12 protein-coding genes are annotated in these 11,028 nt (G+C 60.0%); 3 read left to right on the forward strand and 9 right to left on the reverse strand.

Annotation, left to right across the window (positions count from 1 at the left end; genetic code table 11):
* Positions 1-34: 34 nt before the first annotated feature.
* Positions 35-1,159 carry a ligand-gated ion channel gene (locus tag ACR3EG_RS18660; protein WP_480947475.1) on the reverse strand — a complete coding sequence of 375 codons (1,125 nt, stop codon included), beginning with the start codon at positions 1,157-1,159 and terminating at the stop codon, positions 35-37.
* Positions 1,156-2,643 (reverse strand): ABC transporter substrate-binding protein, encoded by a 1,488-nt coding sequence (locus ACR3EG_RS18665; protein WP_480497061.1) that lies wholly within the window; start codon positions 2,641-2,643, stop codon positions 1,156-1,158. Before ACR3EG_RS18665 ends, ACR3EG_RS18660 begins: the two co-directional genes overlap by 4 nt.
* A 170-nt stretch (positions 2,644-2,813) precedes the next feature.
* Here ACR3EG_RS18665 and panB point away from each other — a divergent pair, with 170 nt between their 5' ends.
* The 3 genes from panB (at position 2,814) to glpK (ending at position 6,041) form a co-directional block, all read left to right on the forward strand.
* Entirely contained in the window at positions 2,814-3,653 is an 840-nt protein-coding gene (gene panB / locus ACR3EG_RS18670) for a 3-methyl-2-oxobutanoate hydroxymethyltransferase (RefSeq protein WP_480497060.1), read from the forward strand.
* Positions 3,650-4,492 (forward strand): pantoate--beta-alanine ligase, encoded by an 843-nt coding sequence (panC, locus tag ACR3EG_RS18675; protein ID WP_480497059.1) that lies wholly within the window; start codon positions 3,650-3,652, stop codon positions 4,490-4,492. Before panB ends, panC begins: the two co-directional genes overlap by 4 nt.
* Before the next feature lie 70 nt (positions 4,493-4,562).
* Complete coding sequence (glpK, locus tag ACR3EG_RS18680) at positions 4,563-6,041, forward strand: glycerol kinase GlpK (protein ID WP_480497058.1); 1,479 nt, start codon at positions 4,563-4,565, stop codon at positions 6,039-6,041.
* Between the two features lie 13 nt (positions 6,042-6,054).
* Here glpK and smpB read toward each other — a convergent pair whose 3' ends face one another.
* The 7 genes from smpB to ACR3EG_RS18715 all read right to left on the reverse strand — a co-directional run bounded on the left by smpB (position 6,055) and on the right by ACR3EG_RS18715 (position 11,025).
* Positions 6,055-6,537, reverse strand: coding sequence for an SsrA-binding protein SmpB (smpB, locus tag ACR3EG_RS18685; RefSeq protein ID WP_209195765.1), 483 nt, complete (start codon positions 6,535-6,537; stop codon positions 6,055-6,057).
* A gap of 41 nt (positions 6,538-6,578) precedes the next feature.
* The gene (gene idi / locus ACR3EG_RS18690; RefSeq protein WP_480497057.1) at positions 6,579-7,121 is read right to left on the reverse strand and encodes an isopentenyl-diphosphate Delta-isomerase; all 543 of its coding nucleotides are present in this window, start codon (positions 7,119-7,121) and stop codon (positions 6,579-6,581) included.
* Positions 7,122-7,273: 152 nt separating this feature from the next.
* Positions 7,274-7,687 carry a c-type cytochrome gene (locus ACR3EG_RS18695; protein ID WP_209195766.1) on the reverse strand — a complete coding sequence of 138 codons (414 nt, stop codon included), beginning with the start codon at positions 7,685-7,687 and terminating at the stop codon, positions 7,274-7,276.
* Positions 7,688-7,800: 113 nt separating this feature from the next.
* Positions 7,801-8,817: a P1 family peptidase gene (locus ACR3EG_RS18700; protein WP_480497056.1), complete on the reverse strand. Its 1,017-nt coding sequence runs from the start codon at positions 8,815-8,817 to the stop codon at positions 7,801-7,803.
* 81 nt (positions 8,818-8,898) lie between these two features.
* Positions 8,899-9,642, reverse strand: coding sequence for an SDR family oxidoreductase (locus tag ACR3EG_RS18705; RefSeq protein ID WP_480497055.1), 744 nt, complete (start codon positions 9,640-9,642; stop codon positions 8,899-8,901).
* A gap of 55 nt (positions 9,643-9,697) precedes the next feature.
* Positions 9,698-10,117 carry an alternative ribosome rescue aminoacyl-tRNA hydrolase ArfB gene (gene arfB / locus ACR3EG_RS18710; protein ID WP_209195769.1) on the reverse strand — a complete coding sequence of 140 codons (420 nt, stop codon included), beginning with the start codon at positions 10,115-10,117 and terminating at the stop codon, positions 9,698-9,700.
* A 263-nt stretch (positions 10,118-10,380) separates the two neighbouring features.
* Positions 10,381-11,025: a queuosine precursor transporter gene (locus tag ACR3EG_RS18715; RefSeq protein WP_480497054.1), complete on the reverse strand. Its 645-nt coding sequence runs from the start codon at positions 11,023-11,025 to the stop codon at positions 10,381-10,383.
* Between the last annotated feature and the right edge of the window lie 3 nt (positions 11,026-11,028).

Here is an 11,028-nt window from a genome sequence, read left to right on the forward strand (position 1 = left end):
CACGTTAGGGTCACAGGAGCCGTTGGTCCAGCGTCTAAGGTATCAGCAAATAAGCAGAAACCGCGTAGCCGACGATCGCGGCATAGCCCAGAGGATAGATCCACTTAACCGCGTAATTGTCCAGCTTTCGCGCCGTGTCTTCGCGCCCGGCGACCTTGAGTCTGCGCAAGGCGACATTGAACACGATCAGCGCCCCGGTCATCAGGAACATCCATTGCAGAACGAAATCCAGAAAGGTCAGATAGCCCAGCTTGGGCAGATCAGCAGAAATCGCCCAGTTGAAAGCGACGAAGACCAGCAGGTTGCCGCCCGCAATCTCGATCCGTTTGCGGTATTCGTCCAGAAAGAACAGCGCCCAGCCAACAGCAACGAGTACCAGCATGGGCATGAACACCCGGATCATGTAGTAGGTTTGATGCCTGCTGCCCTGAAAGGCCAGCGCCAACTGATCGCTATCTTTCCCCGACAGACCCTGAACCTGGGTTTTCACCATTCGCGCATTGCCCAGAACCCATTCTTCCTCGCCCAGCAGATCGCCCAGACCCGAGTAGTCTTCCAGCGGGTAATACGTCACGTAATCCGCGGGAAAGACCGAAACGACCTCGAAATAGAAATCCTGCGTGTCGAACGGGTACTTACGGAAATCAAAATGAGGGGCCTGCAAGGTCAGCGAGGATTTTTCGACATAAACCACTCGCCCGTCACTGCGCACCGAGGCGGCGGCCTCGTGTATCCATTTGTTGGATTGCTGATTGTGGATCACGAAGGCGGGCATGACGGCGCCAATCTCGGCCGCGTGGTCCGCCAGGTCAGACGGGTTGAAGACCCGAATGTCCCGCCCCGTCTGCTCTGCGTCAAATGCCAGCAGAGGGTCCGTCCATTCGAACCGCAAAACCGCCACCGCCCCATAGTTTTCCGCTTTTTGATCAACGCCGGTGATCTGGTCGATCCTGATCCCGACGCCCACATTCAGCGGGTTTTCAGGGGTGCCGGCCAGAGCGTCCAACCGGGTGCTCAGCGCATTTTGCGCACCAGCCATCGAGGCCAGTCCGCACAGCGTTAACACGCATAGCAAAAGAACACGAAAAGACGTCATGATACCGTTCACCCCGACCCTTGAAAAACTGCGGCCGCGCAATGCGGCCCCAGTTCCGGTCATTCAGACCAACTGATCTGCGTCAGATCGATGGCAGCCGTGGGCGCGTTCTCCCACAGGCCCTGCACACCGGCTTTGGCAACACCCAGCTTGGCCAGTTGGAACAGATAGCCATTCACGAAATCGGTGGCGATCAGGCGTTGCGCATCGCCCAGCAATTTCTTGCGCTCATCAGGGTCGGTGGTTTCGTTCAGAAGTTCCATCACCGCTTGAAAATCGCTGCTGTCATATTGGAAGTAATAGTCGGGCCGCGCATAGATGCCGATATCCATCGGCTCGGTGTGGCTAACGATAGTCAGGCCGAAATCCTTGCCCTTGAACACCGATTCCAACCATTGCGCCCATTCAACATTGATGATCTCGGCCTTAATTCCAACCTCGGCCAACTGCGCGGCGATGATCTCACCGCCGCGACGGGCGTATGAGGGGGGCGGTAGATGCAGCGTGGTCTCGAACCCGTCGGCATAACCAGCATCAGCCAGAAGCTGCGCAGCTTTCTTGGGGTCATAGGCCGAATTGCCGGTCAGATCGACATAGGCCGGATTGTGCGGCGCGAAATGGGTGCCGATGGGGGTTCCATAGCCAAACATCGCGCCGTCGATAATTGCCTGACGGTCGATCGCATGGGCCATAGCCTGCCGCACCCTTATGTCGTCGAATGGTGCTTTCTTATTGTTGGTGGACAGGATCGTTTCGCCCTCGGTCGAACCGACCAGCACTTGAAAACGGGGGTCGGCCTCGAATTGCGGCAGGTTCTCGGGCGCCGGGAAGTTGTCGAACACGTCCACATCCTCGGCCATCATTGCGGCAAAGGCTGCGGTGGGGTCCGAGATGAACTTGAACGTTGCTGTCTCAAGGCTGGGCTGATCGCCCCAATAGTTCGGGTTGCGATTCACCGTGATACTATCGCCCTGCACCCAGTCGCCAAAGGTATAGGCCCCGGTTCCGACCGGGTTGGTCTTGATGTTGTCGATACTCTCGGGAGCGACAATCACTGCGTCGCCCCAAGCCATATTGAACAGGAAATTCCCATTCGGCCCGGACAAAGTGACCTTGACGGTCAGCGGATCGACCACCTCGACGCTGTCGATCCCAGCGAACAGAGCTTTCTGCGCATTCGCGCTGTCTTCGGCGCGGGCACGATCAAGGCTGAACTTGACGTCCTCGGCGTCCATGGTCGATCCATCGTGGAACGTGACACCTTCGCGCAGCTTGAACGTATAGATCGTCCCGTCATCCGAGATCTCCCAACTTTCCGCAAGACCGGGCACGACCGAGCCGTCCCCCATGAAACGGGTCAGCCCTTCGAAGATATTGGTATAGACCACCGAATCGATGGCCTGCGCGGCCGCGCTTGTCGGGTCCAGATGCGGCGGTTCAAGCTGCATCGCGATGGTAATATCTGATTTGGCCAAAGCCGCGCCTGCGAACAAGCTGGCACCGACGGCCAAAGCGGACGCAAAGGACCGAAATCTCTGCTTTGTCATGAAAATCACTCCCCACTGAAATATGCAGCCGCGTGTTTTTTCGGGCTATTGTCAGACCAATCTTCCCATAAACCTACAGTCAATCAAGGAAATGTTCGCGCAACCGGGGTTTCTATGCGGTGCCGCAATCTGCTATGCCGCGCTGCAACATAAACCCCGGAGGAGCGATCATGAGCGCCACCGCCCGCAAAAAAGCCCCCAACGCCGAAGATATTCGGGCGCGCAAAGGGGGCGAGCCTCTGGTCTCGCTGACCGCCTACACGACGCCGATGGCCCGGCTGATGGACGACCATTGCGACTTCGTTCTTGTCGGCGACAGCGTCGGTATGGTCCTGCACGGACTGGACTCGACGTTGGGCGTGACGATGGAGATGATGGTGATGCACGGTCAAGCCGTCGCCCGCGGGCTGAACAATGCGATGATGGTCATCGACATGCCCTTTGGCAGCTATGAACACTCGCCTGCCGACGCCTTTCGAAACGCAGCGCGGCTGATGGCTGAAACCGGCGCGGGGGCCGTCAAACTGGAGGGTGGGGTCGAAATGGCCGAAACCATCCGCTTTCTGGTCAAGCGCGGCATCCCGGTGATGGCTCATATCGGCCTGACCCCGCAATCGATCAACACGCTGGGTGGCTACAAGGTACAGGGCCGGGATGAACAAGCCGAGGCGGTACTGGCCGACGCCCACGCCGTCGCAGGCGCAGGCGCGTTTTCGGTCGTGTTAGAGAAGGTTCCACAGGGTCTGGCCGACCGCATCACGGCCGAGGTTGCGATCCCGACCATCGGCATCGGCGCCTCGGCTGGCTGTGACGGGCAAATCCTTGTGGTCGACGACATGGTGGGCTTTTTCACCGCCTTCAAACCGAAATTCGTCAAACGCTATGCGGAACTTGGCCCGCTGGCCGAGGCCGCCATTGCCGAATACGCCGCCGAAGTGCGCGCCCGCAGCTTTCCGGCGGATGAACATGTCTTTGCCGATCAGGCTCCGTCCAAAGGACCAAAGACATGACAGCCCCCATCCTGCGCCGCCTTTCAGATCTGCGCGCGCTGACAACTGAATGGCACCGCAAGGGTGAGGTCATCGGCGTGGTCCCTACCATGGGCGCGCTGCACCAGGGGCATCTGTCGCTGGTTGAGGCCGCCAAGATGGGGGCCGACCGCGTCATTGTCACGATCTTTGTGAACCCCAAGCAGTTCAACAACCCCGAAGACTTGGCCAACTACCCGCGCACCGAACATGAGGATGCGCAGAAACTGGCCCCCTTTGGCGTTGACGCAATCTATGTGCCCGACCCCGATGAGATCTACCCGCAGGGCTTCGCCACCACCGTGTCCGTCACTGGCCTGACCAACGTGATGGAAGGCGAATTCCGCCCCGGACATTTCGACGGCGTCGCCACTGTCGTCGCGAAGCTGTTCCTGCAAACGCAAGCAGACAGAGCCTATTTCGGCGAAAAAGACTATCAGCAATTGATGGTCGTGCGCCGTATGGCCCGCGATCTGGACATCCCGATTGAGGTGATTGGCTGCCCCACGGTCCGCGAATCCTCGGGGTTGGCGATGTCCTCGCGCAACCTGCGGCTGTCGCCCGAGGGGTTGGAGGTTGCTGTCCACAAGCACCGGATCATGATCGAACTGGCCACCTCGCTGAAAGATGGCGCGGCATTCGACGCCTTGGCCGTGCGCGCACAGACCGATCTGCTGGCAGCGGGCTTTACGCAAGTCGAATATATCCAACTGCGCTGCGCCGAGACGCTGGAACCGCTGACGCATGCCGACCGCCCCGCCCGGCTGTTTGTGGCCGCTTGGGCAGATGGCGTGCGACTGATCGACAATATTCCGGTCTGAACGCTCTGGCACCCGCGCTATTGTTTGCGCTAAAGTCCTGCAAAACCAATACCGGAGGGGGGGCGCGGGCATGACCTATATTCTCGCTATTGATCAGGGCACCACATCATCGCGGGCCATTCTGTTTGACGCTGAAATGCAGCGCGCGGGCACCGCACAGCACGAATTCACCCAGCATTTCCCACAGGAAGGCTGGGTCGAACACGACCCTGAGGAAATCTGGGACAGCGTTTTGCGGGTCTGCCGCGAGGTGATGGAAACCAATGGCGTCACCCCCGACCAAATCGCCGGTATCGGCATCACCAACCAGCGTGAAACCACCGTGGTCTGGGATCGTGCCACCGGGAAACCGATCCACAACGCCATCGTCTGGCAGGACCGCCGCACCGCCGAGATTTGCGCCCGCTACAAACAGGCAGGCTGCGAGGATGACGTGACCGCCCAGACCGGCCTGCTGCTGGACCCGTATTTCTCGGGCACCAAGGTGAAATGGCTGCTGGATACCGTCCCCGGCGCGCGCGAAAAGGCCGAGGCCGGAGAGCTGCTGTTCGGCACCATCGACTGTTTCCTGATCTGGCGTCTGACCGAAGGTCGCAGCCACGCCACCGACGCGACAAACGCCGCCCGCACCCTGCTGTTCGACATCCACAAAGGCGACTGGAGCGCCGAGATTTGCGACCTGTTGGACGTGCCTTTGTCGATGCTGCCGCAGGTTCACGATTGCGCTTCGGATTTCGGAGAAACTTCTCTGTTTGGGGGAAATATCCCGATTCTGGGCGTCGCGGGCGACCAACAAGCCGCTACCATCGGGCAGGCGTGTTTTCAGCCCGGCATGTTGAAATCCACCTATGGCACGGGCTGTTTCGCGCTTCTGAACACGGGCGACAAACCGGTTGAGTCGAAAAACCGCTTGCTGACTACCATCGCCTATCAGCTGGACGGCAAGCGCACCTATGCTTTGGAGGGCTCGATCTTTGTGGCCGGGGCTGCTGTGCAATGGCTGCGTGATGCGTTGCAGATCATCGAATCGGCCCCCGAAAGTGGTGATCTCGCGCAACAAGCAGACCCTAATCAGCATGTTGTGCTGGTGCCCGCTTTTACCGGGCTGGGCGCGCCTTACTGGAAACCCGATTGCCGGGGCGCAGTGTTCGGTCTGACCCGCAATTCGGGCCGAGCCGAATTTGCCAAGGCCACGTTGGAAAGCATCGCCTATCAAACCCGAGACCTGTGGCACGCCATGCAGGGCGACTGGGGCGCGGATACCGATGTGACGCTGCGCGTCGATGGTGGCGCCAGCGCCTCGGACTGGGCGATGCAGGGGCTGTCGGATTATCTGGGTGCTGAAGTTGACCGTCCGGTGATGCAGGAAACAACTGCTCTGGGTGCGGCATGGCTGGCCGGAATGCGCGCGGGGGTCTATCCCGATCAGCAAGGGTTTTCGGAAACATGGGCGCTGGATCGCCGGTTTAAACCTGAAATGTCGCAGGAAGATCGCGACGCCGCCTATGACCGTTGGAAACGGGCTGTGTCGGCCGCGATGGCGTTCTGAACCCGGTGAAGGATCAGCTATGATCCTTCATCAACCGCTGCTTCTGACGTGACCAGTCGCGTTTAGCCTGGGTCTCACGCTTGTCGTGCAGTTTCTTACCCTTGGCGATGCCGATCTTCAGCTTGGCCCGGCCCTTGTGGTTGAAATACAAAACCAGCGGCACCAGCGTCATGCCCTTTCGCTGAGTCGCGTTCCACAGGTTCGACAATTCCTTGCGCGACACCAACAACTTGCGGCGGCGACGTTCTTCGTGTTTGAAGACCTTCGCCTGCTCATAGGGCGCGATATAGCTGTTGATCAGCCACAGCTCTCCGTCATCGACCGAGGCATAGCTTTCGGCAATGTTCGAGCCACCCGCGCGCAGGGATTTGACCTCGGACCCTTCCAGCATGATGCCGCACTCGATATCCTCTTCGATCGCGTAATCGAAGCGGGCCCGCCGGTTTTCGGCGATGACTTTGTAATTCGGGTCGGTCTTCTGCTTTTGCTTGGCCATGACGCGTTGATTTAGGCGGCTTGGGGCGGCCTTGCAAGCCCTCAGGTCTTGGCCGAGATGATCAGGTCGGGGCCGAAAATCGTATCAGCGTGGTTGTGCAGATAAATCTTGAGCCAGGGCGTGAACCGCGCGGGGTGGCGCTGCACCTCGGCCAGCAGATCGTGATAGTCGATCCAGCGGATATCCATCACCTCATCAGGGTTCGGTTCGATCTGCAATGGCCCACGCACATGGGCGAGGAACACGTCCACCACCTCATGCTCGATCATCGCATTGCCCACATCGGCGTGGTATTCCAGCCGGTGGCGATATTCGGGATAGAGACCGGTAATCCCCAACTCTTCGCGCAGGCGGCGCACCGCGCATTCCGAGGGCGTCTCGCCCCAGTCGGGATGAGTGCAGCAGGTATTCGCCCACAAGCCCGGCGTGTGGTATTTGCCCATCGCCCTGCGCTGCAGCAAAATCTCGGTGCCGCGCACGACAAAGACCGACACAGCTTTGTGCCGCAAACCCTTTTCATGCGCTTCGAGTTTGTCCACGGGGGTCAATTCGCCATCGACCCAGGCCGGGATCATGATTCCCATCTTTCAACTCCTGCTGCCGGTTCGCCGTGCTGGCTGAGTCACCTCGGCTGCATCCACCCAAGTTGGCCCTGTTCATTCCGTATATCAATCGCACGAAAGGCCGCAGGGGGCTGCGGCCTTTGGCTTGGTCTTTCTGACTGCGTAGGGCGGCGTTACTGGCCCGATACGCTTACGATATAGGCGTAGACGTCCTCGCCGCCTTTTTTCAGCTTGAACGTCATCTTGGATTTAGCCGCCGTGTCGTCCAGATAGGATTTCAAAAAGGCTTTGGGGTCCTGAGCGTACTCGACAAAGGTTGTCTCATCCCAGACCAGACCGTTTTCACCTGCGGCCACGATGCTGTCACCGTATTTGAAGTCTTCAACCGTGCCAGCAGTGCGGCCTGCGATACCGTAAAGGTTCGGGCCGGTCTTGCCACCTTTGACGATCACTTCGCCTTCCGGATCAGCGATCATGTGGCAGGATTTGCACTTGTTGAAGGCTTTCTTACCAGCTTCTGCGTCACCTTCAGCATAGGCAGGAAGGGCCAGAAGGCCGACAATTGCAGTCGCGAGAATGCGATTCATAGCTTTTGCTCCGATACATATTGGCTGCACCGAATGGAACGCCGGCACAGAAAAGAGTCAACGCGCAGATTGCCGCGCAACGACACAGTGTCACAACCCGACTTTAGTCGTCCTTAACCAAAGTCATGCGTCTGTGACCAACATGGCAGCAGGTCGCCCAACTCGGGTGTGGCCAGATAGACGGCGCGGGCAATGGCCCGTGCAAGGCAGATCGAGGCCGTGTGGCCGATCAGCGCCAGATCCGCATCCGACTTCAGGGGTCGCGCACCGGTGCTGACGCCAAAGACCAGATCGCCATCTCCGGGCGTGTGGGCGGGCAGGATCGCACGGGCGATGCCGTCATGAGCCGCAACCGCCAACCGCTGACATTGCGGTTTCGATAGCGTTGCATCCGTGGCGACAATGGCAATGGTTGTGTTGCCCTTGTCAGGTGCTGCCGGGTGCATGACCTGCGCCTTGAGGCTGGGCGCGGGCTGTCCAAGCCCCGAGGTCGGATCAGGCCCTAAACCGCCGAATTCGCCGCCCTGTTCGAACGGGGCGGCCCAGAAATGACGGTCGCCGGCCGTGGTGACACTGCCCAGCGGGTTGGCGGCAACCAATGCGCCGACAGTGACATCGTTTTCAAGCACTACCGAGGCAGAACCCAGCCCGCCTTTATGTCGGGCGGCCAAAGCTCCTGTGCCTGCGCCCGCTGTGCCCAGCGCAAAATCAGAGGCTGCGCTTTCGAACGCGGTGCGGCCCAATGCGCGATAAGGGTTCTCGGTCCATGTCTTATCACCCCCGTTCAGCAGATCGAACAAGATGGCTCCGGGAACGATGGGGACGATGGCGGGACCGACGGCAAAGCCCCTGCCATCCGCGCGCAAGGCGTCTGAGACGCCCGAACAGGCGTCCAACCCAAAAGCCGAACCGCCAGAGAGGGTGATCGCATCCACCCGCTGCACCGATTTGTCCGGGGCCAGCAGGTCGGTTTCCCGTGTTCCGGGCGCTCCGCCCATCACATGTACCGAGGCGGTAAAGGGCGCGTCCGCCGTCAGCACTGTTGTGCCGGATTTCAACGCGTCGTCTTGCGCGTTGCCGACGCGCAGGCCGGGGATATCGGTGATCAGGTTTTTCGGTCCGGGGGTCATTTTTGGGTGGTCCTGTGGGGAGGGGAAGCGCGCAAGCGCGCTGCCTCCGGCGGGGATATTTTTGGCCAGATGAAGGGCGGATCAGATACAGCGGCCACCGTCGACCTCCAAAGCAGCGCCGGTGATCATGCCCGCCTCGTCCGAGCATAGGAACAGGGCGGCGTTAGCCATGTCCTGCGGGGTTGAGAAGCGGCCCAGCGGGATAGTGGACAGGAACTTGGCGCGGATTTCGGGGGTGTCTTCGCCCATGAAGGATTTCAGCAGCGGAGTTTCGCCCGCCACGGGACAGATGGCGTTGACGCGAACGCCTGATGGGGCAAGTTCGACGGCCATGGTTTTGGTTGCGGTGATCATCCAACCTTTGGAGGCGTTGTACCAGTTCAGGTTCGGGCGCGGCGACAGGCCCGCCGTCGAGGCCACGTTCAGGATTGCACCCGCGCCGCGCGCCTTCATCTGCGGAACAAAAGCCCGCGCTGTCAGGTAGACGGATTTCATATTCACGTTGAAGACACGGTCGAAATCATCTTCGGACACGTCCTCGAGCGGGATTGGCAGATGGGTGACGCCCGCGTTATTGACAAGAATATCGAGGGGGCCGAACGCATCGCTGGCCGCATCTGCCATGGTCTGAACTGAGGCCGCGTTGGCCACATCGACCGTTTGGGCGGTGGCGTTTTCGTGCTGTTGCGCCAATGCTTGTGCCGCATCGCCATTGATATCGGCGATCATGACCCGTGCGCCTTCTGCCAGGAACCGCTCGACGATTCCGGCACCAAAACCCGACGCGCCGCCGGTTACGATTGCGGTTTTGCCCTTAAGCCTCATAGCCTTGCCCTCCCGTTTGGAGGTCAGACTAGCAAGGCGCTGGGAAACTGCCAGTTCAATCTTCGCTGACCCGCCCGCGCAATGCCTTGACGTCTCCGCGCGCTTTTTTTGCCGCCAGCCGCCGTTTGACCGAGCCATAGGTGGGCTTGGTCGCAACCCGTCGTTTGGGCTTGACCAGCGCGCGGGCGATCAGCTCGGCCAGACGGGCGCGGGCCAACTCGCGGTTGCGGGCCTGGCTGCGGGTTTCCTCGCACTGGATGATGATCGCGCCCTCTTTGGTCCAGCGTCGCCCGGCCAGCCGTTTCAGCCGGGTTTTGACCGGATCTGGCAAGGAGGGCGAGCGCGCCGCCTCGAACCGCAACTCGACCGCGGTCGAGACCTTGTTCACGTTCTGCCCGCCGGGTCCGGAGGACCGCACAAAGCTTTCGGTCATTTCCCAGTCTTGCAGAATGATATCGTCGGTGATGCGCAACATAGGCGCGACCTTAACTGCCCGAGCACAAAACAAAAAGGGCCGCCCCGGCGGGACAGCCCTTCGAAAGTTCAGGAGGTTGGGTCGGTTAGATCAATCGACCAGCCGGAGCGAGCGCTCCGCCAAGGGCTGCCCTAACAGGCGATCCCCCCGGTTGTTCCGACACCTCTCTCCAATCTCTTTCTCGACACTGGATCACCTCCTTATCTATCTGTTGCGGTTGATAAGGATGGTGACACAAGATGCGCCAATCTCCAAACGTTTTTTTACGCAGGCTGTGCGGTCAGGCGCGAGACGATCATTTTGAACGGGATCAGCGCGATCATGGCCAGCGACAGTTTCACCAGCCAATCCGCGAAAGCCAACGTCACCCACAGAGGGGCCATCGGGCCGGTCAGCATGAAGGGTACCGGCTCCCACGCCCAGTTGATCGCAGCATCGGCATTGGCGCCAAACACAGTGACCGAGGCCGAGAAGGCGATAGTAAAGAACAGCGCCGTATCCAGCGCCGATCCGACCAGGGTCGAGACCAGCGGCGCGCGCCACCAGCGGCCTCCGCGCATTGCATTGAACACGGTGACGTCGGTCAGCTGCGCGATCAGGAACGCGGTGCCCGAGGCCACGGCGATGCGAAGCGGCACGGCGGCATAGGTGAACCCGTCGCCCTGCAGCATGATCTGACTGCCAATCAGCGAGCAGATGATACCGGTGACGAAACCTGCGAACACAACCTTGCGGGCCGTGGCCACGCCGTAGACGCGGTTCATGATGTCTGTGACCAGAAAGGCCAGCGGATAGGTGAAAGCACCCCAGGTCAACAGCCCGTCAAAGATCAGGAACTGGACCAGAATGTTCGAGGCCACGACAATGGCGGCCATGGCAAGAATGCCGGGAATGTAAGCGCGTTGCATATT

This window comes from Ruegeria sp. AM7 (genome assembly GCF_056535965.1).

Coding starts and splice junctions, on each gene's coding strand:
- ACR3EG_RS18665 (WP_480497061.1), bottom strand. CDS start 2,643: ATGACAAAGCAGAGATTTCGGTCCTTTGCGTCCGCTTTGGCCGTCGGT.
- panC (WP_480497059.1), top strand. CDS start 3,650: ATGACAGCCCCCATCCTGCGCCGCCTTTCAGATCTGCGCGCGCTGACA.
- panB (WP_480497060.1), top strand. CDS start 2,814: ATGAGCGCCACCGCCCGCAAAAAAGCCCCCAACGCCGAAGATATTCGG.
- ACR3EG_RS18715 (WP_480497054.1), bottom strand. CDS start 11,025: ATGCAACGCGCTTACATTCCCGGCATTCTTGCCATGGCCGCCATTGTC.
- smpB (WP_209195765.1), bottom strand. CDS start 6,537: ATGGCCAAGCAAAAGCAGAAGACCGACCCGAATTACAAAGTCATCGCC.
- arfB (WP_209195769.1), bottom strand. CDS start 10,117: ATGTTGCGCATCACCGACGATATCATTCTGCAAGACTGGGAAATGACC.
- glpK (WP_480497058.1), top strand. CDS start 4,563: ATGACCTATATTCTCGCTATTGATCAGGGCACCACATCATCGCGGGCC.
- ACR3EG_RS18700 (WP_480497056.1), bottom strand. CDS start 8,817: ATGACCCCCGGACCGAAAAACCTGATCACCGATATCCCCGGCCTGCGC.
- idi (WP_480497057.1), bottom strand. CDS start 7,121: ATGGGAATCATGATCCCGGCCTGGGTCGATGGCGAATTGACCCCCGTG.
- ACR3EG_RS18705 (WP_480497055.1), bottom strand. CDS start 9,642: ATGAGGCTTAAGGGCAAAACCGCAATCGTAACCGGCGGCGCGTCGGGT.
- ACR3EG_RS18660 (WP_480947475.1), bottom strand. CDS start 1,159: ATGACCGGAACTGGGGCCGCATTGCGCGGCCGCAGTTTTTCAAGGGTC.
- ACR3EG_RS18695 (WP_209195766.1), bottom strand. CDS start 7,687: ATGAATCGCATTCTCGCGACTGCAATTGTCGGCCTTCTGGCCCTTCCT.